The sequence below is a fragment of the Sphingomonas profundi genome (assembly GCF_009739515.1).
Classification (GTDB): Bacteria; Pseudomonadota; Alphaproteobacteria; order Sphingomonadales; family Sphingomonadaceae; genus Alterirhizorhabdus; species Alterirhizorhabdus profundi.
This window is the reverse complement of the sequence record NZ_CP046535.1, coordinates 1,693,107-1,719,833: the sequence shown is the minus strand read 5'-3', so window position 1 is coordinate 1,719,833 and position 26,727 is coordinate 1,693,107. Positions and strand designations below refer to the sequence as shown.

The following is a 26,727-nucleotide window of genomic DNA, read 5'->3' as shown; positions in this document are numbered from 1 at the left end:
CGCGATCGGCTGCCGACGTCGGAACCGATCAGTCCGCCGGGGTGAGCGGCGCCACGATCGGCGCGGCATGCTGCGGCCGGAACAGCCGGCCGCGCTCCGTCAGCAGCACGATCGCCAGGGCGATCAGCCCCAGCAGGAACAGGCCGATCGCCACTGGCGCGGTCGATCCATCGAACGCCTGGCCGATCAGGATGCCCAGCAGCGCGCCGCCCAGCGTGGAGATCGTGCCCTGCACCGAGGCGGCCGTGCCGGCGATGTGGCCGACCGGCTCCATCGCCATCGCGTTGAAGTTGGAGCTGGCGAGGCTGAACGTCGCCATCGTCGCCGCCTGGAAAGCGCAGAAGGTCCAGATGTCCTCATGTCCACGGCCGGCGGTAAGCGCGTGCACGCCGGTGATCGCCACATAGGCGACAAGCGCGCTGTGCGAGACGAGCCGGGTGCCCAGCCGCTCGACGATCCGCGAGTTCAGCAGCGAGGAGAAGCCCATGGCGGCCGCGCAGCCGGCAAAGGCGATGGTGAACAGTCGCTCCTCGTGAAACACGTCGGTGAAGATCTGCTGGGCCGAGTTGATATAGCCCATCAGCCCGCCGAACAGCAGGGTCGCGGCGACGGTGTAGCCGATCGACATTGGGGTGGTGAGCACCATCCGCGTGGCGGCCATGATCGAGCGCGGCGAGATCGGCCGCCGATCCTGCGGGCGCAGCGTTTCCGGCAGGCGCAGATTGGCCCACAGCACGACCGCCATCGCGAACGCGGCGAGGCTGTAGAAGATACCCGGCCATGGCATGACCAGCATGACGAGCTGACCGAGGCTCGGAGCCAGGATCGGCACCGCGAGGAAGACGATGAACGACAGCGACATCACCCGCGCCATCTGCCGCCCCGAATAGCGATCGCGCACGATCGAGACGGCCAGCACGCGAGATCCCGCCGCCGTCATGCCCTGCAGCAGGCGGGCCGCGACGACGGTGGTGAAATCATGCGCCAGCGCTGCCGCCGCGACGCAGGCGAGGGCGGAGAGCGTGAGGCTGATCGTGAGCACCGGCTTGCGGCCGAAGCGATCGACGAGCGGACCGTAGACGAGCTGGCAGGAGCCGAAGCCCAGCACGTAGGCGGCGATGATCCACTGCCGCTGATTCTCCTCGGCGATGCCCAGCGAGTGGCCCATCGCGGGCAGAGCGGGCAGCATCATGTCGATGCCAAGCGCATTCACCGCCATCAGCGCCGCCACGATGCCGACGAACTCCCGGAAGCCGATCGCGAACTCCGGCCGCGCGGCCGCAGGGGAGAGGGGTGCGTGCATCATGAACCTTGTCCGCCGAACGCGCGACCGGCGTTCTGGTTGCGCTGCAACATGGGCGGGCAGGTGCCGGAAGTCCAGCCTCGCGCGAACGAAACGGGCGCCCGAAGCTCTCGCCTCCGGCGCCCGCGCCGCGATCGGAGCAGGGATCAGATCGAATAGTACATGTCGAACTCGACCGGGCTCGGCGTCATCTCCCAGCGGGCGACGTCGGCATATTTCAGCTCGATATAGCTGTCGATCTGGTCGTCGGTGAACACGCCGCCCTTGGTGAGGAAGGCGCGGCCCTTGTCCAGCGACTCCAGCGCCTCGCGCAGCGAGCCGCAGACGGTGGGCACTTCCTTCAGCTCCTCGGGCGGCAGGTCGTACAGGTTCTTGTCCATGGCCTCGCCCGGGTGGATCTTGTTCTCGATCCCGTCCAGCCCCGCCATCAGCAGCGCCGCGTAGCAGAGATAGGGGTTCGCCGTCGCATCGGGGAAGCGCACCTCGACCCGCTTGGCCTTGGAGCCCGCGCCATAGGGAATGCGGCAGGAGGCCGAGCGGTTGCGCGCGGAATAAGCGAGCAGCACCGGCGCCTCATAGCCCGGCACCAGCCGCTTGTAGCTGTTGGTGGAGGGGTTGGTGAAGGCGTTGCAGGCCTTGGCGTGCTTGATGATGCCGCCGATGAAGTAGAGCGCCAGATCGGAGAGGCCGGCATAGCCGTTGCCGGCGAACAGCGGCTCCTTGCCGTTCCAGATCGACAGGTGGGTGTGCATGCCGGAGCCATTGTCCATCTTGATCGGCTTGGGCATGAAGGTGGCCGACTTGCCATAGGCCTGCGCCACCTGGCGGACGACATATTTGTAGATCTGCATGCGATCGGCGGTGGTCGTCAGCGTACCGAAGGTGAGGCCCAACTCGTGCTGGGCGGCCGCCACCTCATGGTGGTGCTTGTCCATCGGTAGGCCCATCTCGAGCATGGTCGACACCATCTCGCCGCGGATGTCGACGCAGGCATCGACCGGGGCGACCGGGAAGTAGCCGCCCTTGGCGCGCGGGCGGTGGCCCAGATTGCCGCCTTCATATTCCTTGCCGGTGTTGGTCGGCAGCTCGATATCGTCGAGCATGTAGTAGCTGGACGAGTAGGTGTTGTCGAACCTCACGTCGTCGAACATGAAGAACTCGGCCTCTGGGCCGACATATACGGTGTCGCCGATGCCCAGGCTCTTGACATAGGCCTCGGCCCGCTTGCCGGTGGAGCGCGGATCGCGCGCGTAGAGCTCACCGGAGACCGGATCGACGATGTCGCAGAACAGGATCAGCATCGGCGTCGCCGAGAAGGGATCGACGTAGACCGCGTCCAGATCCGGCTTCAGGATCATGTCGCTCTCGTTGATCGCCTTCCAGCCCTCGATCGAGGAGCCGTCGAACATGAAGCCGTCCGAAAGCTCGTCCTCGCCGACGACGTTCTGGCACATCGTCAGGTGCTGCCAGACACCCTTGGGATCGGTGAAGCGGAGATCGACCCACTCGATCTCCTTGTCCTTGATCAGCTTGAGAACGTCTGACGCCTTGTTGGCCATGTTGAAGCCTTCCCCGTGAGTAATCCGCAAAAACCAAGGCGACTTCCCCGCAAGCCGCCACCTACGCCCGTGTCATCCGGCTCCGGTCACTGGAGCCGCGCCATCAGATCGCGTCCGATCCGCGCTCTCCGGTGCGGATGCGCAGGGCGGTCTCGACCGGGATGACGAAGATCTTGCCGTCGCCGATCCGCCCCGTCTGCGCCGCCGCCTGGATCGCCTCCACCACCCGATCCGCCAGCGCGTCGTCCACGACGACCTCCAGCTTCACCTTCGGCAGGAAGTCCACGACATATTCGGCGCCGCGATAGAGCTCCGTATGGCCCTTCTGCCGGCCGAAGCCCTTCGCCTCGGTGACGGTGATGCCCGAGGCACCGACGTCGTGCAGCGCCTCCTTCACCTCGTCGAGCTTGAACGGTTTGATGATCGCTTCGATTTTCTTCATGTGTCGCGCTCCCTCCGCCGAACGCTTGTCGCGCGTGCTTCAATAAGCGTGCCAAGCGAGCGGGCGCAAGGCGGCAGGCGGGGCGCCGCGCACATTCACGCTGCGGTGCCGCAAAAGTTGGCAGACGGTGAACGAGTGCGCGAAAAAGAGGCAGGCGGTGCGATGGAGCGCCTGTGCGGCCGGCGCCCCATCCGGCTCACTTCGCGAAATCGACGACGTTGTAGAGGGCGTCGTCGATGAACTTGCGGTACGTCTCGTACCCCTTCACCGCCTTCTCGCCCATCTCCTTGCTGAACACGGCGAAGACCTCCTTGTTCAGCGCCTCGTCGCGGGCCTTGTCGGGCTCCAGCGTGGCGAGGCTGGGATAGTGGACGCCGATCAGCACGGTCGGGCTGTCCTTCACATAGCCCATCCGCGTCATCACCCAGTAATCGTCGATCATGCCGCGCTTCTTTATCAGGTCGAAGCCCACGATCAGCGACTTGCGGATGCCGGTGAGGTAATCGTCGATGTGGTTGGGATCGACCTCGATCGCCTGGATGCTCCACGCGCCCTTCTGCGGCGTATAGTCCTTATACTGTTCGGCCTGGGCCGCCGGGCCGACGAACGCGGCGGCAGCGATCGCGATCGCGATCGAGGCGGTGACGAAAGATCGCATGGCATGTCTCCCCTGTTAGCAGGCGGAGAAGGCATGCTTTCGTCACGCTTTACAAGTCAATATCGCCGGCGCTCAGCTATAGGGCGGACGATCGAGACCCCGCGGGCTGGCGGTGAAGATCTCGCACCCGGTCTCGGTAATCCCCACCGAGTGTTCGAACTGGGCGGAGAGGGAGCGGTCGCGCGTCACTGCCGTCCAGCCGTCGTCCAGCATCTTCACATCGGGCCGGCCGATGTTGATCATCGGCTCGATCGTCATGAACATGCCCGGCCGCAACTCCGGCCCGGTGCCCGGCCGCCCGACGTGGACGACCTCCGGCGCATCGTGGAACACGCGGCCGAGGCCGTGGCCGCAGAAATCGCGCACCACGCCGTAGCGATGCCTCTCGGCGAAGCTCTGGATCGCATGGGCCACGTCGCCCAGCCGGTTGCCGGGCTTCGCCTGCGCTATGCCCAGCATCATCGCCTCGTACGTCACGTCCACCAGTCGCCGCGCCTTGATCGGCACGTCGCCGACCAGGAACATGCGGCTGGTGTCGCCATGCCAGCCATCCAGGATCACCGTCACGTCGATATTGACGATGTCGCCGGACTTCAGCGTCTTCGGGCCGGGGATGCCGTGGCACACGACATGGTTGATCGAGGTGCAGCAGCTGTGGGTGAAGCCGCGATAGTTGAGCGTCGCCGGTATGCCGCCACCGCGCAGCATCGCCTCGCGCGCGATGCGGTCCAGCTCCTGCGTCTCGACGCCAGGCACGACATGGGGCACCAGCTCGTCCAGCGCCTCCGCCGCCAGCCGGCCGGCGCGGCGCATGCCCGCGAAACCATCGGGGCCGTAGAGCTTGATCGCGCCGGTGCGGGCGACGCTGTCGCCCTCGGCGACCGTGACGTAGGTATCCATGGCCGCAATATAGCATGCCGCACCGGCTTTGCGAGCGGGGCGATGATGTTCTATGCGGGGCGATGATGGCATCTTCCCGCACATGGACCGCCGCCCTGCTGGTGATCGGCGACGAAATCCTCTCCGGCCGCACGCAGGACCGCAACATCGCGCAGACCGCCGCGTGGCTGAACGTGCAGGGCATCCGCCTGGCCGAGGTGCGCGTGGTGGCGGACGTGCAGGCCACGATCGTGGAGGCGGTGAACGCTCTCCGCGCACGCAACGACTATCTGTTCACCACCGGCGGCATCGGCCCGACGCACGACGACATCACCGTGGATGCGATCGCCGCGGCGCACGGTGTGCCCGTGGTGATCCACCCGACCGCGCGGGCCATGCTGGAGCGCCACTATGCGACTCGCGGCGGCGTGACGGAGGCGCGGCTGCGCATGGCGCGCGTGCCGGATGGCGCGGACCTGATCGAGAATGCGATGTCCGGCGCGCCGGGCATCCGCCTGGGCAACGTGTTCATCCTCGCCGGCGTGCCGCACATCGCCGCGCTGATGCTGGATGCGCTGACCGGCACGCTGGAGGGCGGCCTGCCGGTCGTCTCCCGCACCATCGGCTGCTGGGTGCCCGAGAGCGAGATCGCCGACATGCTGGGCGCCACCGAGCGCGCGCACGAGGGCGCGCAGATCGGCAGCTATCCCTTCTTTCGCGAGGGGCGGGTGGGCGCGAACTTCGTCGTCCGCTCCACCGATGTAGCCGTGGTCGATGCCTGCGTGGCGGATCTCGTCCGTCAGCTGGAGGCGATGGGGCATGCCGTGGTGGCGGACGGCATCTGACGCGCGGCATGGCGCGGATCCTGATCGGCTGGGAACTCGGCGCCAATACCGGACATACGGTGAAGCTGCGCGATATCGCGCGCGAGCTGGTCGCCCGCGGGCACCAGCCGGTCTTCGCGCTCCAGCAGATCGCACCGGCGCCGCCCGGCCACCCCGTGTGGCAGGCGCCGCTCTGGCCCGCCCAGCTCGCCACCCTGGCGCGCACGGCGGAGACGGCGCCGGCCACCCTAGGCGACATCCTGGCCGTGCTGGGGCTGGACGACGTGGCCGCGATGCGGGCGATGCTGGCGGCGTGGGATGCCATCCTCGCCGCCGTCCGCCCCGATCTGGTGCTGGCCGAATATGCGCCGGGGCTGATGATGGCCGCGCGGGGGCGGGTGCCGGTGCTGTCGCTCGGCACCGGCTTCTCGCTGCCGCCGGCGCACCTGCCGCGCTTCGCCAGCCTCACCGGCAAGCCGGCGGCGCATGACGAGCAGCGCCTGCTGGAAGGGGTGAACGCCGCGCTCGCCGCCAACGGCCGCCAGCCGCTCGATCGCCTGCCGCAGATCTTCCTCGCCGATCGGGAGATCGCCGCCGTGTTCCGGGAGATCGATCCCTATCGCGAGTGGCGCCGATCGATGCACGGCGCACCCTCCGTCATGCCGGTGCCGGAAATATCGGACGGCACCGGCGACGAGCTGTTCGTCTACATGAACGGGCTGAAGCACTGGCCGAACGGCTTCTGGCAGGGCATCCTCGATTCCGGGCTGAAGGCGCGCGTCTACGATCCGCGCCTGATCGAGGCGGACGCCCGCACGCTGGAGGCGCACGGCATGATCGTGGAGCGCGGGCCGGTGCCGTTCGATCGCATCGTCGCGCGATCGCGCATCGCGATGTCGCACGGCGGGCTCGGCATGGCCGCCTCGGCGCTGCTGGCCGGCCTGCCCACCGTGCTGGTGCCGTTCGACATCGAGAAGCGCATGGTCTCGGCCTCGGTTGCCGAGATCGGTCTCGGCGTGCGGCTGGATTTCGAGCGTGTCGACGCGCCTCGCCTGGCCGCCGCGCTGCGCGAGACGTTCCACGACGCCGCCCTTGGCGCACGCGCCCGCGCCGCCGCCCCCGGCTTCCGCGCCCGCATGACACGCAGCTGCGAGCAGCAGACCGCCGACACGATCGAGGAGATGCTGGGCTAGCGCCGCGCCCGGCTCAGGCCGGCTCCGCCAGCAGCTTCGAGACGAGCGCGTCGAACTCCGCGATCGCCGCCCGGTTCAGCGCGCCGGTGGCCGGGCCGGCATAGCCGGTGTGGATCGCGCGCAGCCTGCCCTTGCGATCGACGAACAATGTCGTCGGATAGATCTTCACGCCGCCGATCTGCGGCAGCGCCTTCCTGCTGCCCTCCGGCGTGGCGGAGCCGGCGATCAGCATCGGATAGTCGATGCCGTAGCGGGCGGCGAAACGCTGGCTCTGGCGGGCGGCGCGGGCGGCATCGTCGCCATATTCGAACTGGAGGCCGATCACCTCCAGCCCCTCCGGCCGCCGCTTCTTCGCGTAGGGGGCGAGGAAGGCCGCCTCGTCGTGGCAGTTCGGGCACCAGGTGCCGCCGATGGCGATCACCACCACCTTGCCGGCGAAGCGCGGGTCGGACAGCGACACCGGCGTGCCGGCGGTGTCGGGGAAGGTGAAGGCGATGCGATCGACTGGCGGCTTCTCCTCGGCGATCACGACCACGGCATCGCCGGCCGCCCTGGGCCGGGCGACGAACGGCGTGCCCGCCTTCGAGGTGGCGCCGAAGCTCTCGCCGGCCAGCGTGCCGTCCGCCAGCCGCCGCCCGCGCCACACCGATCCCTGATTGCCGTCGAAGGTGGAGAGTGCGAACTCCCCGCCGGAGATGTCGCCGGCCAGGAAGCGCACGTCGCCGGTGGGGAATTGCACCGTACCCTCCAGCACGTTGCCGTTCTGGCGGATCAGGGCGAGGCCGCGTTCGCCATCCTCGCCCTTCGTTTCCAGCAGCCACTCGCCGGAGAGGTTCGCGGCGGGTGCGGCGGGCCTCTGGTGGAAGCGCCACATCGGCCCCGGCACGGCGCGCAGGCCGAGCTCGACCGGGCCGGTGCGGCGGCGCAGGCGGGCGATGCCGCTCAGCGATCCGTCGGGCAGCGCCTCCGCGATCAGGCTCGATTCGTAGGATGGGAAGGCCATGGTCAGGTTGCGCCCGGCGATCGTCGTCCGCTCCGCGCGCACCCGGTTGGCGCCGTTCACGAGATAGGCGGCCGGCCCGCCGGCCTCGCGCACGATCTCCAGCCCCAGCGGCAGGCCGCCGCCGGGGAAGTTCGTCAGCTCCAGCCGATAGGTGCCGAACGCCACGTCGCCGCCGGCCGCGCGATGCGGCGGGCGCAGCCACCAGATCGTCGCCGCCAGCAAAATGGCGACGGCGGCGATGCCGAGGAGAAGGAGCGGGGCGGGCCTGCGCATCATCACGCTCCTGTCTCGCGCCGCGCGGCGCCGGAGTCAAAGAGAGCCCGGCCGCCGGGGGGAAGCGGCCGGGCCCAGCAGAGGGGATCGCCATCCGCGATCCTGCCGCGCGGCCGGCCCACAGGGGGAGTCTGCCGGACGTGCGGTAACACTACCAAGTAAGTAGATAATCTCTTCTCATCCTTCAACCCCCGCCCGAAAAGCGTGGGGGACGGGATCGCGCGCGTGCGATCAGGCGCAGCCGCGGGCGGCGAGAGCGCGGGAAAGGCGTTCGAGGTTGACCACGTCACCCGCCAGCCGCAGCTGGCCGAGCATGTCGTCCGCGTCGAAGATCGTCAGGCGGCCGTGGTTCATCGCCTCGAGGAACCAGTCGATCGTCATCGCCCGCTCGCTCGCGTCCACAGGGATCAGGATCATGCCACACCTCCAGCCGCGCAACCCTGCGCCCGCACTGGTTAACGGTGGCTTGAGCGCGTGTTTAAGCGGCGTTCAGCCGACGCGACCCCGCCGGGCTCAATCGACCTCGATGCCGAAGTTCAGCCGGCGGCTGACGCCGTAATCGACGATGGCGACGACGAAATAGGCCAGCCCCCAGCGGATCCGCTCCAGCACGGTGCTGCGCGCGCGGTGCGCCTCTCGCGTGATCTCGGCCGATCGCGCCAGTTCGCCCGCCACATAGGCGCGCATCCGGGCGGCGAAGGCGGCATCCTCGATCCGCAGCATCAGCTCCAGGTTCAGATAGAGGCTGCGCATGTCGAAATTGGCCGAGCCGATGTGGACGACATCGTCCACCACGTACAATTTGGTGTGAAGCTTGGTCGGCTGATATTCGAACACCGCCACGCCCCGGCGCAGAAGCCGGCGGTAGCAGTGGCGGGCGGCGCCGATCGTGGCGGTGTTGTCCGACTTGGCAGCCGTCAGCACGCGCGCCGCGCCACCGCGCCGGGGGATCGATTCGAGGCGGCGGAGCATGCGCGGATTGGGGGCGAAATAGGCGGCGATCATGTCCAGCCGCCGCGCCCGCTTCATGTCCGCCCGCACGCTTTCCGCCCAGGGGCTCAGCCGCCGCGCCGGCCCGCCGAGCAGCCAGCGGACCGGCCCCGTCGTCTCGCTCCAGCGATCCAGTGCGCCGCGCAGGGGGCGGCTGCGCACCTTGCGGCTCGTCGTCCAGGCCGCGAGCGCGTCGAAATAGCCGACCAGTCGGCCGGCCGCCTCGCCCTCCACCAGCAGGCCCAGGTCGCGCCACGCCTGATCCTCGGCGGTGCCGAAATAATCGTCCTCCACGTTGAAGCCGCCGATCATTACCCGCGCCTCGTCCGCCAGGGCCAGCTTCTGGTGGTTGCGCAGCAGGTAGCGGCGGCCGAAGCGCGGGCGGAAGCGGCAGACGACCGCGCCGTGCGCCACCAGTCCGGCGAAGAATTCGTCGTCCGCCGTGCTGCCGAACGCGTCGATGACGAGGGTGACGGCCACGCCGCGACGCACGGCGCGATCCAGCGCGTCGCGCACGCGCACGCCCGACGCATCGTCGGCGTAGATGTAGAAGAGCAGCCGCAGGGTGCGGCCGGCGCCGTCGATCAGCGCGATCAGCGCGTCGAGCCGCTCCGGCCCCTCGACCAGGAGAGACAGGCGGTTGCCCGCGACCGTGAAACTGTCCTGCCCGTCCACCCGCATCCCTTTCGGGGCTGGCGCGCGCCGTGGCAAGCGGCGTCGTTTCGTTGACAGATCGGGCGCCCGCTGCTAGCCGCCCCGCTTTCCCGATCCATGTTCCAAGAGAACGGAGCGTTCATATGGCGCGCGTCACCGTCGAAGATTGCGTCGACAAGATCCCCAACCGCTTCGATCTGGTGCTGCTGGCGGCCCAGCGCGCGCGCCAGATATCGGGCGGAGCCGAGCTGACGATCGATCGCGATCGCGACAAGAACCCCGTCGTCGCCCTGCGCGAGATCGCCGACGAGACCGTCACGCCCGCCGGCCTGCAGGAAGCGGCCGTCTCCAACCTGCAGAAGGTGCGGGTGGACGACGACGACGCGCCGGACGAGATCGGCTCGCTGGCGGCGTCCGCCGAGGCGCTGCGCCTCACCGCAGCCGCCCCGCCGCGCAACCAGAATGTCGGCGGCGACTACGAGTAGTCAGTCGCGACGTTTGCGGAAGCGTGTTCGCGGCTCGTTTCCGCCGATAGGCATCGTCATGCTGAACGCGTTCCAGCATCCACCTCGCGCGACATAGGATGTCGGCGCGGCGGCTGGTTGGTCTGAGCGTCTGGCCGCCGAAGACTGTGGGCCGTAAGATAATCGGGCAGACATTCCGCCCGAACATGTAGTCCGCTAACGAGGCGCGACGACGCAGCGGTCGGTCGACGCGCTCACGTCACCACGCTCGGCTCATCCCGTCCGGTGCGCTCGGTGATGCCGGCGACCGCCTCCGCCGCCGCGATCAGGCGGGCGAGGGCATCGGCGGTCGTCCGGTTCAGCTCGCCGTCCGGGGCCTCGTAGCGTTCCAGGTACACGCGCAGGGTGGCGCCGCTGGTGCCGGTGCCGGAGAGGCGGAACACGATGCGCGATCCGCCATCGAACAGGATGCGCACGCCCTGGCCGTGGCTGCTGCTGTCGTCGATCGGATCGTGGTAGGAGAAGTCGTCCGCCGCCACGATGCGCTGGCCGCCGATGCTCAGCCCCGGCAGGCCGGGAATGCGCACGCGCAACGCGGCGATCAGCGCGTCGGCGGCGGCGCTCTCCACTCCCTCATAATCGTGTCGCGCATAATAATTGCGGCCGTAGCGGGACCAGTGGTCGCTCATGATCTCCATCACGCTCTGCCGGCGCACCGCCAGGATGTTGAGCCACAGCAGCACGGCCCACAGCCCGTCCTTCTCGCGGACGTGATCGGATCCGGTGCCGGCGCTCTCCTCGCCGCAGATCGTCGCGCGGCCGGCATCGAGCAGGTTGCCGAAGAACTTCCACCCGGTCGGCGTCTCGAACAGGGCGATGCCGAGCGCCTCGGCGACGCGATCGGCCGCGCCGCTGGTCGGCATCGATCGGGCGATGCCGTTGAGGCCGCCGGCATAGCCGGGCGCGAGATGGGCATTGGCCGCCAGCACCGCCAGCGAATCGGAAGGCGTGACGAAGCAGCCGCGCCCGATGATGAGGTTGCGGTCGCCGTCGCCGTCGGACGCGGCGCCGAAATCGGGCGCGTTCGCCGCCATCATGCGGCCGTGCAGCTCGTGCGCGTGGACGAGGTTGGGGTCCGGATGATGGCCGCCAAAATCCTCGCTGGGGCTGCCGTTCACCACCGATCCCGCCGGCGCGCCGAGCCGCCGTTCGAGGATTTCCGTGGCATAGGGGCCGGTGACGGCGTGCATCGCGTCGAACGAGATGCGGAAGCCGCCGGCGAACAGCGCGCGGATGGCGGCGAAATCGAACAGCCCCTCCATCAGCGCGGCATAGTCCGCCACCGGATCGACCACCTGCACCACCATGTCGCCGATCGACTGCTCGCCGTCCGTGTCGAGATCCGCGTCGGGCGCATCGGCGATGCGGTAGGCGTCGATCGCCTTGGTGCGGGCGTGGATCGCGTCGGTGATCCGCTCCGGCGCGGGGCCGCCATTGCCGATATTGTACTTGATGCCGAAATCCTCGTCCGGCCCGCCGGGATTGTGGCTGGCGGAGAGGATGATTCCGCCATAGGCCCGGTTCAGCCGGATCAGGTGCGAGGCGGCCGGGGTGGAGAGGATGCCGCCGCGACCGACGATCACGCGGCCGAAGCCGGCGGCCGCCGCCATCTTCAGCACCGTCTGGATCGCCTGGCGGTTCCAGTAGCGGCCGTCTCCGCCCACCACCAGCGCCCGGCCGGCGAACCCCTCCAGGCTGTCGAAGATCGACTGGACGAAATTCTCCAGATAGTTCGGCTGGGTGAACACCCGTACCTTCTTGCGCAGGCCGGATGTGCCGGGCTTCTGGTCGGCATAGGGCGTCGTCTCGACCGTCCGGATCATCGGGCCTCGCTTCTGTCGGTGCTGGGTTCAGTCAGGTGCCGGGACAGGTTGGCATAGCGCGCGCCGCCGCGCGACCGCGAATCGCCTCGTGAGGGAGCGAGGATTGATAAAGCCGCGCTAATCATCCGCTCGCGATCGGATTACCGGGCGATTCCTCCGGAACCGATCGGATGCGCGGTGCGGCGGCGGTGGACGGCCGCTTATGATCCGCGGGTGACGATCCACCGGCCCATCCATCCTCCGATCCATCCCCGCATCGACGGCCGGCCCGAGCGGCTGATCGGCGAGATAGCGCTCGCGCCGGCGGACGGCGCCAAGTGGAGCCCGCGCTGGCGGATCGCCGTGATCCTGCTCGCCTCCGCCTGGCTGTGGATCGGCATCGGCACGCTCGCGGAGCTGGCGATCGGCTGACCTCGCCGGCGTCGCGTCCGTCCGCTGTCGCCACTGCCCGCCGTCGCCACTGCCCCCCGCGCCGATCATGCTTGCCGGCGTTGGCGGCGGCGGTAGGATCGGGGCATGAGCAAGCTCCTCCTCCACGGCTACTGGCGCTCCGGCACCACCTATCGCGTGCGCATCGCGCTGAACCTGAAGGGCGTGGCGTGGGAGCCGGTGCCCGTCGATCTGCTCGCCGGCGGCCAGCACGAGGCCGGCTATCGCGCGTTGCAGCCGCAGGGGCTGGTGCCGGCGCTGGAGCTGGACGGGACGGTGCTGGTCCAGAGCCCGGCGATCCTGGAATGGATCGAGGAGACCTGGCCGGAGCCCCCGCTGCTGCCCGCCGACGCGACCGGCCGGGCGATCGTGCGCGGCATGGCGGCGGCGATCGGCTGCGACATCCACCCGCTGCACAATCTGCGCGTGTTCCGGCAGCTGAAGCAGGCGTTCGGCGCCACGCAGGAGCAGCGGGACGACTGGGCGGCGCACTGGATCGCCGAGGGGCTGACCGCGATGGACGACATGATCGCCCGGCACGGCCGCGGCTTCGCCTTCGGCGACACGCCGACCCTGGCCGATTGCTATCTGGCGCCGCAAATCTACACGGCCGGCCGGTTCGACGTCGATCTCTCCCGCTTTCCGCACGTGCGCGCGGCGGCGGAAGCGGCGGCGGCGCTGCCGGCCTTCGCCGCCGCCCATCCCGCGGTCCAGCCGGATGCCGTGGCGGTCTAGGCGTTTCGCGAATGTTGCCAAGTCGGCTATGATCCCGGCATCTGGCGGGAGAGGCATGGATGGCGAGCGTTCCGATCGAAGGCCGGCCCGGTGCCGGCGCCCCGCGCACCATCTTCCGCCACCGCCTGTCCACGCGGCTGTGGCACTGGTTCAATGCCCTGGTGATCTTCGTGATGATCATGAGCGGGCTGATGATCTTCAACGCCCATCCGCGCCTCTACTGGGGGCGCTACGGCGCCAACCTGGACCATGCCTGGCTGGAGATCGGATCCACGCCGACGCAGGGGCTGCTGCGCGTGGGCGGGCTGACGATCCCGACAACGGGTGTGCTCGGCCGCTGGACGGCGCCGGACGGCAGCGTCTCCACCCGCGCCTTCCCATGGTGGGCGACGATCCCGAGCGGGTACAGCCTCTCCGCCGCGCGCCGCTGGCATCTGGCCTTCGCCTGGGCGCTGGTTGTGCCGGGGCTGCTCTACTGGCTGTGGAGCTTCGCCAACCGCCACGTGCAGCGTGACCTGGCGCCCACGCGCGAGGAGTTGCGGCCGCGCCATCTGTGGCACGACATCAAGGATCATGCCCGCCTGCGCTTCCCCACCGGAGACGCGGCGACGCGCTACAACATCCTCCAGAAGCTCGCTTATCTGGGCGTGCTGTTTGTGCTGCTGCCGCTGGCGGTGATGACCGGCTTCGCCATGTCGCCGGCGCTCGACGCGACGTGGCCGTGGCTGCTGGAGCTGTTCGGCGGGCGCCAGTCCGCCCGGTCGATCCACTTCCTGTGCATGGCGGGCTTCGTGGCCTTCATCGTCGTCCATCTCGTCATGGTGGTGCTGGCCGGGCCGATCAACGAGGTGCGATCGATGCTGACGGGCCGCTACCGCGTACCGGAGGACCGGCCATGATCTCGCGCCGCGCGCTGATCGGCATGGGCGCCGGCGCCGGCGGGCTGATGCTCTCCGGCTGCGACCGGCTGACCGCCAGCCCCACCTTCCGCGACGGGCTGCGCGCCGGCGAGGCGCTGACGATGCGGGCGCAGCGGCTGGTGACGAACCGGGGCGCGCTGGCGCCGGAGTTCGATGCCGCGCAACGATCGCCGGTGTTTCGCGCCAACGGCACGCGGCGCCCGTCATCGCCGGCCTATGCCGCCCACGCCGCCGCGAACTTCGCCGACTGGCGGCTGGCGGTGGACGGCCGCGTCGCCCGGCCGCAGAATTTCTCGCTGGCGCAGATCGGCACGATGCCCGCACGCACGCAGATCACCCGCCACGATTGCGTCGAGGGGTGGAGCGCGATCGGCCAGTGGACCGGCGTGCCGCTGAAGCTGCTGCTCGATCAGGCGGGGCTGCGGCCGGACGCGCGCTACATCGTGTTCCACTGCGCCGACGATTACGGCGCCGGCCGCTACTATGAGTCGATCGACCTCGTCGATGCCTTCCATCCGCAGACGATCCTGGCGTGGGGGCTGAACGGCCGTCGCCTGCCGGTGGAGAATGGCGCGCCGCTGCGCCTGCGGGTGGAGCGGATGCTGGGCTACAAGCACGCCAAATATGTCGAGCGGATCGAGGCGGTGGCGAGCCTGGCCGGCGTGGGCGGCGGGCGCGGCGGCTACTGGGAGGATACCAACGATTATGAATGGTATGCGGGGGTTTAGCGCCCGCTGAGCGAAAGATCCGGTTCGCCGGGGGCGATCCTGTTCTATGGAGCGGGCATGACCCGCTTCGCGCCCGCCGCCCTGCTCGCCCTGCTGCTCGCCACCACCGCGCAAGCGGAGGCGCCGCAGGCGGATATCGTCGTGACCGGCAACGGGCTGGGCGCGGGTGCGGGCGATGCCGCCTACGACGTCACCACGATCGATCGGGATCGCCTGGCGAGCGTCGCCAGCGGGCGGCTGGAGGATGTGCTGCGCGATGCCGCGGGCTTCCAGCAGTTTCGCCGCGCCGATTCCCGCTCCGCCCACCCCACCGCGCAGGGCGCCACCCTGCGCGGGCTCGGCGGCAATGCCTCCAGCCGGGCGCTGATCCTGCTCGATGGCGTACCGCAGATCGATCCGTTCGGCGGCTGGGTGAGCTTCGCTGCCTTCGATCCGCGCCGGCTGGGGCTGGTGCGGGTGACGCGCGGCGGCGGCACCGGCGCCTACGGACCGGGCGCGCTGGCCGGCACGATCGAGCTGATGAGCGCCGGGCCGGGCGAGCTGAAGCCGGTCTCGGCCGGGATCGCCTATGGCAGCCGCGACTCGGTGGATGCGGATGCCGGCCTCTCCGGCTCGCTGGGCGGCGGCTTCGCCAGTCTCTCGGCCGCCTACGCGCGCGGCGACGGCTTCACGCCGATCGTGAAGGAGGATCGCGGCACAGCCGACATGCCCGCCCGCTACGAGCAGGCCAGCCTCGCCGCCCGCGCCGTGATCCCGGTGGGCGAGGATACGGAATTGCAGGCCGGCAGCCTGCTGCTGCTGGACCGCAGGACGCGCGGGCTGGCCTTCACGCCCAACCGCAACATCGGCGGCGATGCTAGCCTGCGCCTCGTCGGCCGCGGCCGCTGGGGGTGGGAGGCGCTGGCGTATCTGCAGATGCGGCAATTCTCGTCCGGTTTCGCCAGCGTGAACGCGGGCCGCACGCTCGCCACCGCCACGCTCGATCAATATGCCGTGCCGGCGACGGGGGCGGGCGGCCGCATCGAGGTGCGGCCGCCGCTGGCCGAGGCGATCGAGCTGCGGCTGGGCGCCGACACGCGCATCACCGATGGCGAGACGCGCGAGCTGTTCAGCTTCGCCAACGCCCGGCCCACGCGCGGGCGCGAGGCGGGCGGCCGCAACGAGACCTACGGCGCCTTCGCCGAGGCGACGCTGACCGCGAGCGATGTGCTGACGCTGACCGGCGGCGCGCGGATCGACCGCTGGCGGATCGTCGACGGCCGGCTGGTGGAGCGGCCGCTGAGCGGCGCCGGCGCGATCACCAACACCCGCTTCGCCGATCGCGCCGGCTGGGAGCCGACCGGCCGCGCCGGCATCGCGTGGAAGCCGGCGGGCGCCGTCACCGTGCGCGGCGCGGGCTATCTCGGCTGGCGTCTGCCGACCCTGAACGAGCTCTACCGCCCGTTCCGGGTCGGCGCGGACCTGACGCAGGCCAACCCGCTGCTGAAGCCGGAGCGGCTGCGCGGCGTGGACGGCGGCGTCGATTTCCGCCCCCTGCCGGCGGTGCGGCTGAGCGCGACCCTGTTCTACAACCGGCTGGACGATGCGATCGCCAACGTGACGACCAGCGTGTCGGCCACCGGCGCCGCCACCCGCGTCCGCCGCAATCTCGACGCGATCGTCGCCAAGGGGGCGGAGGTGGAGGCGGGGCTGACCTATGGCGCGTGGAGCCTCACCGGCTCCTACGCCTATGTCGATGCGCGGGTGCGCGCGGAGGGGCAGGCGGCGCCGCTGGACGGGCTGCGGCCGGCGCAGACGCCCAAGCACCAGGCATCCGCCACGCTGGCCTACGGCCGGGCGGATGCGTTCCGCGCCTCCGCCACCATGCGCTACGTCTCCGGCCAGTATGAGGACGACCAGAATATGCGCACGCTGGCCGACGCGCTGACGGTGGACGCCACCGTCAGCCTGCCCGTGCGTCACGGCATCAGCGTGGAGGCGCGGGCCGAGAATCTCGGCGACCGGCGGATCGAGACGGCCGTGTCGAACGGCGTGTACGAGCGGGCCGCCCCGCGCACCCTGTGGATCGGCGTGCGCTTCGGCGGTTGACCTGCTGCGCCACCATCCTGCGGACGGTGCCACTCCCCGTGCGGGAGAGGAACTGCTATGCCGTCTCGCGAACCGCCGAAGGGAGAGCGCCGTGGCCAAGGGTCAGATGAAGAGCAACAAGGAAGCCAAGAAGCCGAAGAAGGAGGTGAAGAAGGTGATCGCCGCCAATCCTTCGACCAAGGGCACCCTGCTCAAGAGCTGATCGCGCCCGCATGATCCTGCCGGACATCCCGCAGGACGCGCGCGCCGTCGCCGATCATTATGACGAACTCGATCCCTTCTACCGCGAGGTGTGGGGCGAGCATGTCCACCACGGCCTGTGGACCAGCGGCCGGGAGACGCGGGCGCAGGCGGTGGAGGCGCTGTCGCTGGCGGTGGCCGACCGGCTGGCGTTGCGGGCGGGCGCGCGGCTGATCGACATCGGCTGCGGCTATGGCGCGACGGCGCGGCTGTTCGCCGGCCGCTTCGGCGCGGCGGTGACGGGCTTCACCGTGGCGAAGGCGCAGGCGGACCATGCCGGCACGGCGGCGGGCGCGGCGGGACACGTGACGATTCTGCACCGCGACTGGCTGGCGAACGGGCTGCCCGACGCCGCGTTCGACGGCGCCTATGCGATCGAGAGCTCGGAGCACATGGTCGACAAGCAGCGCTTCTTCGCCGAGGCGTGGCGCACCCTGCGGCCCGGCGGGCGGCTGGTGGTGTGCGCCTGGCTGGCGGCGGAACGGTCGAGCGGCTGGGCGGTGCGCCACCTGCTGGAGCCGATCTGCCGCGAGGGGCGGCTGCCCTCGATGGGCAGCGAGAGCGAGTATCGCGCGATGGCCGAGGCCGCCGGCTTCACCGTGGCCGGCTTCGCCGACGTCAGCCGGCAGGTGCGGCGGACGTGGGACATCATCGTCGCCGATGTCGCCCGCCGGGTGGCGACCTCCGCCCGCTACCGCGCCTTCCTGCGCGATGCGCGGGCGGGCAACCGCATCTTCGTCGCCACCCTGCCGCGCCTGGCGATCGCCTATCGCACCGGGGCGATGCGCTACGGCATCTTCACCCTCGTCCGGCCCGACATTCCGGGGGCGTCTTAACCTCGGCTAAAGCGCTCGGCCGTATCGCGGTCGTGGGCGATCACGGGGACGACATGGGCGAGCGACGACTGCGACGGCCGGCACAGGTGGACACACCGGCGCCGAACGCCACCTGGCTCGATGCGTTCGGCCTGCGCGACACGCTCGTCCCGGCGGACCTGCAGGCCACGGCCGAGAAGTTGCGCGAGATCCGCCGCGCGCTGGTGTGGACCGGCCTTGCCCACATCGTCGCGCTGGCCGCGCTGATGCTGGCGGGCGCGGGCGAGGGGGCTTCCGGGCTGCTGCTGCTGGCGCCGGGCGCTGTGCTGCTGGTGCTGGACGCCGCCCTGTTCGCGCTGCTCGCCTTCGCCGACACCACCTCGCCCGTGCTGCTGGCGCGCGTGACGGCCGCCTATGGTCTCGGCTGCGGCATGGTCTTCGCCGCCTTCGCCGCATTGCTGCCGCCCTCCGGCGTGGCGGTGGCCGCGCAGATCGGCGGCATGACGGCGCTGGCGCTGATGCTGGCGCCGATCCCGGCGGCCACCATCCTGGCCGCGTTGCCGGTGCTGGCGGCGATCGGGGTGCGCGGGCAGGATCCGCTGCTCGGCGCCGTGCTGGTGGCGACCGCCGCCTGCGTCGGCACCTCGCTGCTGGCGGCCGCCCGACGCGGCCGCAGCGCCGCCGCCGGGCGCATCGCCGCCGAGCGATCGATGCGCAAGGCCGGGCAACTGCTCGCCGAGTTCGAGGAGAATCGCCGCGGCTGGTTCTGGGAGACCGACCCGCGCGGCTGCCTCACCTACATATCGCGCCAGCTGGCCGAGGCGATCGGGCGCGATCCGGCCGATCTGCTCGGCCGCCCCTTCGCCGATCTCGTGCGCAACGAGGGCGACGACAGCCATCCCGGCCCGCGCGAGCAGCGGACGCTGGGCTTTCATCTGTCCACCCGCCTGCCGTTCAGCGAGGTGCAGGTGCGCGCGGCGGTGGAGGGGGATCGCTGGTGGTCGCTCTCCGGCCGGCCGGCGAACGACGATTTCGGCAATTTCCTGGGCTTTCGCGGCAACGGCACCGATCTGACGGAACGCCGCCGCAGCGAGCGCGAGATCAGCACGCTCGCCAAATCCGATGCGCTCACCGGCCTGCCGAACCGCACGGTGATGAACCAGACGCTGGAGGCGGCGCTGGCGGGCGTGGGCGAGCGGATCAAGCCGTGCGCGGTGTTCCTGCTCGATCTCGATCGCTTCAAGTCGGTCAACGACACGCTCGGCCACCCGATCGGCGACGTGCTGCTGCGTCAGGTGGCGGAGCGGCTGCGCGGCGCGATCGGCGACGGCGGGCAGGTGGGCCGGCTGGGCGGCGACGAGTTCAAGGTGGTGCTGCCCGACGCGAGCGACCGCCAGCGCCTGGCGACGCTGGCGCGCCACGTGATCGAGCGGCTGTCCGCGCCCTATACGATCGAGGGCCATCACGTTTCGATCGGCGCCTCGATCGGCATCGCCGTGGCGCCCGAGGACGGCGCGACGGCCGAGGCGCTGGTGCGCAACGCCGATCTGGCGCTCTACGCCGCCAAGGCGGACGGCAAGGGCATCCACCGCTTCTACGAGCAGGAGATGCACGCCAACGCCAAGGACCGTCGCCTGCTGGAGATGGACCTGCGCACGGTGCTGTCGGACGGCGGCCTCCACCTCGTCTACCAGCCGGTGGTGAACGCCGGGGACGAGCGGATCGTCGGCTTCGAGGCGCTGATCCGCTGGAACCACCCGACCCGCGGGCCGGTGCGGCCGGACTTCTTCATCCCCATCGCCGAGGAGATCGGGCTGATCCCGCAGATCGGCGAGTGGGTGATCCGCACCGCTTGCCTCGCCGCCGCCAAGTGGCCGGAGCATATCCGCGTCGCCGTCAACGTCTCGCCGATCCAGTTCGCCAGCCCGGCGCTGCCCGGCATCGTGCTGAATGCGCTGGCGGCGGCGGACCTGCCGGCCAACCGGCTGGAGCTGGAGATCACCGAAGGCGTGTTCATGGGTGACGGCGCCGCCACCGATGCGATGTTCGAGCGCCTGAAGAAGATTGGCGTCCGCTTCGCTCTGGACGATTTCGGCACCGGCTACTCGTCGCTCGGCTATCTGAAGAAGGCACCGTTCAACAAGATCAAGATCGACCAGAGCTTCGTGCGCGGCGCGGCCATCCCCGGCAACCGCAACGCCGCGATCGTGCGCGCGATCGTCGCGCTGGCGACCAGCCTGGACATGGACACCACAGCCGAGGGCGCCGAGACGCTGGACGAACTGGAGCTGATCCGCTCGCTCGGCTGCAGTCACATCCAGGGCTATGTCTTCGGCCGGCCGATGCCGCTGGAGGAGACGATGGAGCAGGTGAAGGGCACGGCGACGCTGAACCCCTCCGGCTTCCTCGCCAGCCGTTCGCCGCGCGTGCAGATGCTGCGATCCACGGTGGTGCGGGTGGGCGAGCGGCCCCATTCGGCGCGGCTGCGCAACATCTCCGCCGGCGGCGCGATGGTGGAGAGCGCCAGCCTCATCGATCCGGGCACGCCGGTGGACATCGAGCTGCCGGACGGCCGCCGCCACGGCGGCACTGTCAAGTGGACCCGCGACGGCCGCATCGGCATGACCTTCGACCGCGCGATCGATCTTGACGCGCTGAGCACGCGCATCGCCACGGTGCCGCGCGCGGCGAGGCTGGGATAGGCCGCTCGCCGTCGAATCAGGACATATCGACCTTGAGCGAATGAAGCCGGTTTGACTTGGCGTTTGTGCACACCGCTCATCCTGAGGAGCCATTGAGCCTGTCGAAATGGCGTCTCGAAGGATCCTTCGAGACGGGTCTTCGCCTCCGCTCAGCCCATCCTCAGGATGAGCGGACATGCATAAGCCGAATGTCGAGCTGAATGTAGATCCGACCTGGGACGACGGTGACGATCCGGCCTCGTGCGCCCTCAGTCGGCGGATTCGGCGATGCTGGCGAGATACTGGCTGTCGATGATCCGGATCTTGCCGTGGGCCAGCTCGATCACGCCCTGTTCGGACCAGGAGGCGAGCTGGCGGTTGATATTCTCCCGGCTCATGCCAACGAAGTTGCCGAGCTCGCCCTGGCTGAGATCGCCGGCCAGCTTGTGCCCGGCCGTCTTCTGCTCGGTCAGCCGCTTCAGAAAGCGGGCGAGGCGGGGGCCGGCGGCAAAGGCGCGGTCGCTCTCGATCGTGGTGTCCGTCTCGCGCAGGCGGCGGGCGAGATCGCGCATCATCGCCAGCGCCACCTTGGGGTGCCGCTCGATGAAGCCCTCGGTCGCGGTGCGGCTCACCTTCAGGTAGCGGCCGGCGTACATCGCGGTGGCGGAGGCGGTGCGCGGCCGCCCGTCCAGCATCGCGATCTCGCCCAGCACGGCGCCGGGCTCGGCATAATCGAGCACGATCTCGTGCCCGTTCGGCGCGATCATGCTGACCCGCATGACGCCCTGGAGCACCACGACCAGGGCGTTGCCTTCCTCGCCCTGGGCCAGCACCTCCTCGCCGCTCTTCATCTTGCAGACGGAGGCGATGGAGAGCAGGTCGGTCAGCTCCTCCGGCGTGCAGACGGACAGGATCGACTTGGGCGTGAGAAGCGCTGCGAGTTCTTCGGCAGTCATCGGAACAACCCCCATCTGCGACGTTCCGGCGCGCGCCGGGCTGCGATCGTGCAGCGCTTCATAGCGCCAAGCCCGCGCGCGAGGCGACGTTTTTCTGTCGGTGCGCGGCGAGGTTAACCGGACGCTTACCAGCCCTCGCTACGGATCGGCAGTCATTCCTGCTCTCGGATGCACCATGCTCCATATGTCGATCAAGGCGCCGGTCCCGGCGGCCACCTCCACCGCCGGCAGGCATCCTTCCGCGCTGCTGCGCGCGCGCGGGGCCGTGGATCATCGCGCTGAGGCGCTCTGGCGGACGGCGCCGTTCCTCGCCGGGCTCAGCCTGTGCTGCGCGCTCGTCGCTTTGTGGTCGCTCGTCGGGCGGGTGCCGGCGCCGCTGCTCGGCGGGTGGGGGGTGCTGGTGGTGGCGGTGAATGCGGCGATGCTGCGGGCGCGCCGCCGCGCCGCCGATCCCACCGCATCCGGCCCCGCCCGGTCGGGCTGGCGGCCGATCGCCGAAGCCGCCGGCCATGCCGCGCTGTGGAGCACGCTGCCCGCCGCCGTGTTCGCCGGCCAGCCGGCCGCCACGCAGGCGCTGCTGGGTGCTGCGATGGGCACGATGATGGCGGGCGCCTTCCTGCTGGCGATCGTGCCGCTGGCCGCCACCGCCTGGGTGCTCGCCATCGCGATCGCCTTCGTCTGGGCGCTGCACGCGCAGGGCGGCGAGACGCTGGCGAGCGGCATCGTGCTGCTCTCCGTCTTCTCCGCCGTGGTGATCGCCGGCTGCCTCACGATTGAGCGGCTGCTTGCCCGGCAGGTGGGCGTGGCGCACGACGAGCGGGAGCGGGGCGAGGCGATCGGCCTGCTGCTGCGCGAATATGAGGAACAGGGCGCCGGCTGGCTGTGGCAGACGGATGCGCATCATCAGCTGACCTACGTGTCGCCGCGCATCTGCGACCGGCTGGGCCGATCGACGGCGCAGCTGCTCGGCCACTCGCTGCCGGTGCTGCTCGGCTGCGACGCGAAGCTGGGCCAGGCGCTGGCCGCGCGCGTGCCGTTCGCCGGCGTGGAGCTGCCCATCGCCGCCGCCATGGGGGAGTGCTGGATGTCGCTCTCCGCCAGTCCGATCTTCGGCGTGGGCGGCGAGTTCGAGGGGTTTCGCGGCCTGGGATCGGACGTGACCGAGGTGCGCCGCGCGCAGGACCGGATCCGCCGCGTCGCCCTGATGGACGATCTCACCGGCCTGCCGAACCGCCAGCAGGTCCGTGGGCTGGTGACGGAAGCGATTGCCTATGCCGAGCGGCGCGGCAGCCGCGCCGCGCTGCTGTTCGCCGATCTCGACGGGTTCAAGGCGGTGAACGACCGCTTCGGCCACGCCGCCGGCGATGCGGCGCTGCGCGCGGTGGCGGAGCGGCTGGCCCGGGTGGCGGGCACGCAGGGGCAGGTGGGCCGGCTGGGCGGCGACGAGTTCGCCATCGTGATGGCGCAGTGCGATTCGCGCGAGATGGCCGAGGCGCTCGGCCACAGGCTCATCAAGGCGGTGGCGGAGCCGGTGGACTTCGGCAGCGGCGCCCTGCAGGTGGGCCTCAGCATCGGCTGCGTGTTCGCGCCGACCGACGGCGGCAGCGTGGACGAGCTGCTGGTGAAGGCCGACATCGCGCTCTACCAGGCCAAATCGCGCGGGCGCGGGCGGCTGACCCTGTTCGACAAGACGATGCAGCGCGACGCCGAGGAGCGGGTGCTGCTGGAGCGCGACCTGCGCCAGGCGCTGGCACGCGACCAGCTGAAGATCGAATATCAGCCGGTGATCGACGTGGAGACGCAGGCGATCGTGGGCTTCGAGGCGCTGATCCGCTGGGCGCATCCGGAGCGCGGGCTGGTGCCGCCGGCGATCTTCGTGCCGATCGCGGAGGAGTGCGGCCTGATCGCCGGCATCGGCGAGTGGGTGATCCGCACCGCCTGCACCGATGCGGCGAGCTGGCCCGGATCGATCTTCGTCTCGGTGAACGTCAGCCGCGTGCAGCTGGAGCTGCCGGGCCTGCCATCGGTGGTGGGCGAGGCGCTGGTGGCGACCCGGCTGCAACCGGCGCGGCTGGAGCTGGAGGTGACGGAGAACGTGTTCCAGGGCGAGAGCGCCGGGCCGCTGGACGTGCTGCGCCGGCTCCGCGCGCTGGGCGTGGGCATCGCGCTCGACGATTTCGGCAGCGGCTATTCCTCGCTCGGCTATCTCAACCGCACGATCTTCCACACGCTAAAGCTGGACGGATCGTTCGTCCGCGATGCCGCGCACAAGAGCGAGACGCTGGCGGTGATCCGCGCGATCGTGGCGCTCGCCAAGACGTTCCGCATGGACGTGACGGCCGAGGGCATCGAGTCGTTCGAGGATTTCGCGCGGATGAAGGACCTCGGCTGCAAGCGGGTGCAGGGCTATCTGTTCGGCCGCCCGGCGCCGCGTGCGCAGGCGACGGCGCTGCTGCTGCCGGCCGACACGCGGGCGGCGGAGTAGTCCCGGCGCGGGCCGAGCCGCCGCCACGGCTTCATCCGGCGGCGCTTATCCGGTAAGGCGCCGGCATGGCGATGTTCGGACCGCAGGCGAAACCGTTCTTCGAGGACAAGAACCGCGCCTTCTGGATGCTCCAGTCGGCCGGCTGGGCCGGCTATTTCGTGCTGCGCTCGCTGGGCGGCCTGGCCAACGCGATGGGCCTGCTGTTCATCGTGCCGACGGCGCTCTCCACGGCGACGGGCTACTCGCTCACCCTTCTGATGGCGTCGATCTTCCGCCGGCTGATCCACCGGGCGCCGCTGCTCACCTGGGGCAGCTCGATCGTGATCCTCATCATGTCCTCGGCCGTGTTCTCGACGATCGAGGTGTGGAGCCACGCCACCTTCTACCGGCCGGGCGCCATGCCGAGCGGAATCGAGTTCCTCGGCGCGATCCTGCTCGATTTCGCGGTGCTGGCGGCGTGGTCCGGCCTCTACTACGGCATCAACTTCTACCTGCTGCTGGAGGAGCAGGCCGATCAGCTCCAGCGGCTGGAGCATCAGGCGTCCTCCGCCCAGCTGGCCATGCTGCGCTACCAGCTGAACCCGCACTTCCTGTTCAACACGCTGAACTCCATCTCCACCCTGGTGCTGCTGAAGCAGACCGACCGGGCGAACGCGATGCTCTCCCGCCTGTCGTCCTTCCTGCGCTACACGCTGGTCAACGAGCCTTCCGGCCAGGTGTCTGTGACGCAGGAAGTGGAGACGCTGAAGCTGTATCTGGAGATCGAGAAAATGCGCTTCGAGGATCGCCTGCAGACGCGGTTCGAGGTGGATCCGGCCGCGGCGATGGCGCGGATGCCGTCGCTGCTGCTGCAGCCGCTGGTCGAGAATGCGATCAAATATGCCGTCACGCCGCAGGAGGAGGGGGCCGAGATCGTGGTGGAGGCGCGGCTGGCCGGGGACCGGGTGCAGATCACCGTGTCGGACAACGGACCGGGCTTGAACGAAGCCGGCCCGAGGTCCACTTCATCCACGGGCGTGGGGCTCGCCAACATACGTGAGCGATTGTCCCAGGCCTATGGCAACGAGCAGCGGTTCGAGATCCAGTCGAGCCGCGGGGGCGGGTTCGGTGTCATGATCGAAATACCATTCCAGACCGAAGAGGCCAGGGAGCCCGCATGACCATCCGTACCATCCTCGTCGACGACGAGTCGCTCGCGATCCAGGGATTGCAGCTGAGGCTCGAACCGCACGAGGACGTCGACATCATCGAGACCTGCACGAACGGCCGCGAGGCCATCCGCGCGATCAAGACCCACAAGCCCGACCTCGTTTTCCTCGACATCCAGATGCCCGGCTTCGACGGCTTCTCCGTCGTGCAGGGGCTGATGGAGGTGGAGCCGCCGCTGATCGTGTTCGTCACCGCCTACATGGATCATGCCGTGCGCGCCTTCCAGGCCGACGCGCTCGACTATCTGATGAAGCCGGTGGAGCCGGAGCGGCTGGCCGAGACGCTGGATCGCGTGCGCCAGCGCCTGGCCGAGAAGCGCGGCGCCGAGGAAGCGGGCCGGCTGAAGGAGGTGCTGGCCGAGCATGCGCCCGAGGCCGCCGGCGCGATGCCCGACGGGATGAGCGACGCGCCCGCCTCCAACCGCTTCGAGAAGCTCATCAACATCAAGGATCGCGGCCAGATCTTCCGCGTGGACGTTGATACCATCGAGCGGATCGACGCCGCCGGCGACTATATGTGCATCTACACCGGCGACAACACGCTGATCCTGCGCGAGACGATGAAGGATCTGGAGAAGCGGCTCGATCCGCGCCGCTTCCAACGCGTCCACCGCTCCACGATCGTGAACCTCGATCTGGTCAAGCAGGTGAAGCCGCACACCAACGGCGAGTGCTTTCTGGTGCTCGATTCGGGCGCGCAGGTGAAGGTGAGCCGCAGCTACCGCGACGTGGTGGCCCGCTTCGTCCACTGAGCGACGGGACATCCTAGCGGCGTGCCGCACCCGGCGGCGATCGCCGCCGGGTGCGGCGTCACGCCGCGCCGGGCGTGAAGCGCAGGGCCACGCCGTTCATGCAGTAGCGCTTGCCGGTGGGCTTTGGCCCGTCATCGAACACGTGGCCCAGATGGCCGCCGCAGCGGCTGCAATGCACCTCCGTGCGGACGTAACCGATGGTGCTGTCGCTGCTGGTGCCGACGGCGTTCGGCAGCGGCGCCCAGAAACTCGGCCAGCCGGTGCCGCTGTCATATTTGGTCTTGGACGAGAAAGCGGGCTGGGCGCAGCCGGCGCAGGCGAAGATGCCGGCGCGATGCTCCTTCAGCAGCTTGCTCGATCCCGGCGTCTCGGTCGCCTCGTGGCGCAGCACGGCATAGGTGTCGCCGGTGCCCAGCTTCTTGCGCCACTGCGCATCGGTGAGGGTGAGCGGGAACTTGCCCTCCGCCGCCGTCGCCGGCCACGCCATGCCGAGGCCGCCGAGCAAGGCGATGCCCGCCACGCCGGTGCCGGTGCCGATGATCTCGCGTCGTGTGAACCCCATCTC

Annotated in this window: 24 protein-coding genes; 13 read left to right on the top strand and 11 right to left on the bottom strand. The window is 69.9% G+C overall.

The window, feature by feature from the left end; genetic code table 11:
* Window positions 1–28: 28 nt before the first annotated feature.
* From GNT64_RS08010 to map, 5 genes are all read right to left on the bottom strand, one after another.
* Window positions 29–1,306 carry a multidrug effflux MFS transporter gene (locus GNT64_RS08010; RefSeq protein WP_156679058.1) on the bottom strand — a complete coding sequence of 426 codons (1,278 nt, stop codon included), beginning with the start codon at window positions 1,304–1,306 and terminating at the stop codon, window positions 29–31.
* Between the two features lie 143 nt (window positions 1,307–1,449).
* Window positions 1,450–2,862 (bottom strand): type I glutamate--ammonia ligase, encoded by a 1,413-nt coding sequence (glnA, locus tag GNT64_RS08005; protein ID WP_156679057.1) that lies wholly within the window; start codon window positions 2,860–2,862, stop codon window positions 1,450–1,452.
* Between the two features lie 103 nt (window positions 2,863–2,965).
* Window positions 2,966–3,304 carry a P-II family nitrogen regulator gene (locus tag GNT64_RS08000; protein ID WP_156679056.1) on the bottom strand — a complete coding sequence of 113 codons (339 nt, stop codon included), beginning with the start codon at window positions 3,302–3,304 and terminating at the stop codon, window positions 2,966–2,968.
* 196 nt (window positions 3,305–3,500) lie between these two features.
* On the bottom strand, window positions 3,501–3,962 hold the full coding sequence (locus GNT64_RS07995; protein WP_156679055.1) for a hypothetical protein: 462 nt from the start codon (window positions 3,960–3,962) through the stop codon (window positions 3,501–3,503).
* A gap of 72 nt (window positions 3,963–4,034) precedes the next feature.
* The gene (map, locus tag GNT64_RS07990) at window positions 4,035–4,862 is read right to left on the bottom strand and encodes a type I methionyl aminopeptidase (protein ID WP_156679054.1); all 828 of its coding nucleotides are present in this window, start codon (window positions 4,860–4,862) and stop codon (window positions 4,035–4,037) included.
* A 65-nt stretch (window positions 4,863–4,927) separates the two neighbouring features.
* Here map and GNT64_RS07985 point away from each other — a divergent pair, with 65 nt between their 5' ends.
* Together GNT64_RS07985 and GNT64_RS07980 are read left to right on the top strand one after the other, a co-directional pair.
* Window positions 4,928–5,686, top strand: coding sequence for a competence/damage-inducible protein A (locus GNT64_RS07985; RefSeq protein WP_422396626.1), 759 nt, complete (start codon window positions 4,928–4,930; stop codon window positions 5,684–5,686).
* 8 nt (window positions 5,687–5,694) lie between these two features.
* Window positions 5,695–6,858 carry a glycosyltransferase gene (locus GNT64_RS07980; protein WP_156679052.1) on the top strand — a complete coding sequence of 388 codons (1,164 nt, stop codon included), beginning with the start codon at window positions 5,695–5,697 and terminating at the stop codon, window positions 6,856–6,858.
* A 13-nt stretch (window positions 6,859–6,871) separates the two neighbouring features.
* Here GNT64_RS07980 and GNT64_RS07975 read toward each other — a convergent pair whose 3' ends face one another.
* The 3 genes from GNT64_RS07975 to GNT64_RS07965 form a co-directional block, all read right to left on the bottom strand.
* Window positions 6,872–8,137, bottom strand: a complete 1,266-nt coding sequence (locus GNT64_RS07975; RefSeq protein WP_156679051.1) for a peroxiredoxin family protein — start codon at window positions 8,135–8,137, stop codon at window positions 6,872–6,874.
* Window positions 8,138–8,365: 228 nt separating this feature from the next.
* Window positions 8,366–8,551, bottom strand: a complete 186-nt coding sequence (locus GNT64_RS07970; protein ID WP_156679050.1) for a hypothetical protein — start codon at window positions 8,549–8,551, stop codon at window positions 8,366–8,368.
* 96 nt (window positions 8,552–8,647) lie between these two features.
* The gene (locus tag GNT64_RS07965; RefSeq protein ID WP_156679049.1) at window positions 8,648–9,805 is read right to left on the bottom strand and encodes a phospholipase D-like domain-containing protein; all 1,158 of its coding nucleotides are present in this window, start codon (window positions 9,803–9,805) and stop codon (window positions 8,648–8,650) included.
* Between the two features lie 116 nt (window positions 9,806–9,921).
* Between GNT64_RS07965 and rpoZ the strand changes: the two genes are divergently transcribed.
* Window positions 9,922–10,263 (top strand): DNA-directed RNA polymerase subunit omega, encoded by a 342-nt coding sequence (gene rpoZ / locus GNT64_RS07960; protein ID WP_156679048.1) that lies wholly within the window; start codon window positions 9,922–9,924, stop codon window positions 10,261–10,263.
* Window positions 10,264–10,496: 233 nt separating this feature from the next.
* On the opposite strand, the gene GNT64_RS07955 is transcribed toward rpoZ, so the two are convergent.
* Entirely contained in the window at window positions 10,497–12,125 is a 1,629-nt protein-coding gene (locus GNT64_RS07955; protein WP_156679047.1) for an alpha-D-glucose phosphate-specific phosphoglucomutase, read from the bottom strand.
* Window positions 12,126–12,302: 177 nt separating this feature from the next.
* Between GNT64_RS07955 and GNT64_RS07950 the strand changes: the two genes are divergently transcribed.
* The 7 genes from GNT64_RS07950 (at window position 12,303) to GNT64_RS07920 (ending at window position 20,782) form a co-directional block, all read left to right on the top strand.
* Window positions 12,303–12,536 carry a ubiquitin-conjugating enzyme family protein gene (locus GNT64_RS07950; RefSeq protein WP_156679046.1) on the top strand — a complete coding sequence of 78 codons (234 nt, stop codon included), beginning with the start codon at window positions 12,303–12,305 and terminating at the stop codon, window positions 12,534–12,536.
* Between the two features lie 105 nt (window positions 12,537–12,641).
* Entirely contained in the window at window positions 12,642–13,289 is a 648-nt protein-coding gene (gene maiA / locus GNT64_RS07945) for a maleylacetoacetate isomerase (protein WP_156679045.1), read from the top strand.
* 59 nt (window positions 13,290–13,348) lie between these two features.
* Window positions 13,349–14,188 (top strand): cytochrome b/b6 domain-containing protein, encoded by an 840-nt coding sequence (locus tag GNT64_RS07940; RefSeq protein WP_156679044.1) that lies wholly within the window; start codon window positions 13,349–13,351, stop codon window positions 14,186–14,188.
* Window positions 14,185–14,937: a molybdopterin-dependent oxidoreductase gene (locus GNT64_RS07935; protein ID WP_156679043.1), complete on the top strand. Its 753-nt coding sequence runs from the start codon at window positions 14,185–14,187 to the stop codon at window positions 14,935–14,937. Before GNT64_RS07940 ends, GNT64_RS07935 begins: the two co-directional genes overlap by 4 nt.
* 57 nt (window positions 14,938–14,994) lie before the next feature.
* Window positions 14,995–17,025 (top strand): TonB-dependent receptor, encoded by a 2,031-nt coding sequence (locus GNT64_RS07930; protein WP_156679042.1) that lies wholly within the window; start codon window positions 14,995–14,997, stop codon window positions 17,023–17,025.
* A gap of 212 nt (window positions 17,026–17,237) precedes the next feature.
* Window positions 17,238–18,101, top strand: coding sequence for a class I SAM-dependent methyltransferase (locus GNT64_RS07925; protein WP_156679041.1), 864 nt, complete (start codon window positions 17,238–17,240; stop codon window positions 18,099–18,101).
* A gap of 53 nt (window positions 18,102–18,154) precedes the next feature.
* Window positions 18,155–20,782 carry an EAL domain-containing protein gene (locus tag GNT64_RS07920; RefSeq protein WP_156679040.1) on the top strand — a complete coding sequence of 876 codons (2,628 nt, stop codon included), beginning with the start codon at window positions 18,155–18,157 and terminating at the stop codon, window positions 20,780–20,782.
* A gap of 248 nt (window positions 20,783–21,030) precedes the next feature.
* Here GNT64_RS07920 and GNT64_RS07915 read toward each other — a convergent pair whose 3' ends face one another.
* Complete coding sequence (locus tag GNT64_RS07915) at window positions 21,031–21,717, bottom strand: Crp/Fnr family transcriptional regulator (protein WP_156679039.1); 687 nt, start codon at window positions 21,715–21,717, stop codon at window positions 21,031–21,033.
* Between the two features lie 175 nt (window positions 21,718–21,892).
* On the opposite strand from GNT64_RS07915, the gene GNT64_RS07910 reads away from it, so the two are divergent.
* From GNT64_RS07910 to GNT64_RS07900, 3 genes are all read left to right on the top strand, one after another.
* Complete coding sequence (locus tag GNT64_RS07910; protein WP_156679038.1) at window positions 21,893–24,202, top strand: putative bifunctional diguanylate cyclase/phosphodiesterase; 2,310 nt, start codon at window positions 21,893–21,895, stop codon at window positions 24,200–24,202.
* Window positions 24,203–24,267: 65 nt separating this feature from the next.
* Window positions 24,268–25,362, top strand: coding sequence for a sensor histidine kinase (locus GNT64_RS07905; protein WP_156679037.1), 1,095 nt, complete (start codon window positions 24,268–24,270; stop codon window positions 25,360–25,362).
* Window positions 25,359–26,162, top strand: coding sequence for a LytR/AlgR family response regulator transcription factor (locus GNT64_RS07900; RefSeq protein ID WP_156679036.1), 804 nt, complete (start codon window positions 25,359–25,361; stop codon window positions 26,160–26,162). Before GNT64_RS07905 ends, GNT64_RS07900 begins: the two co-directional genes overlap by 4 nt.
* A gap of 58 nt (window positions 26,163–26,220) precedes the next feature.
* On the opposite strand, the gene msrB is transcribed toward GNT64_RS07900, so the two are convergent.
* Window positions 26,221–26,724, bottom strand: coding sequence for a peptide-methionine (R)-S-oxide reductase MsrB (msrB, locus tag GNT64_RS07895; RefSeq protein ID WP_156679035.1), 504 nt, complete (start codon window positions 26,722–26,724; stop codon window positions 26,221–26,223).
* Between the last annotated feature and the right edge of the window lie 3 nt (window positions 26,725–26,727).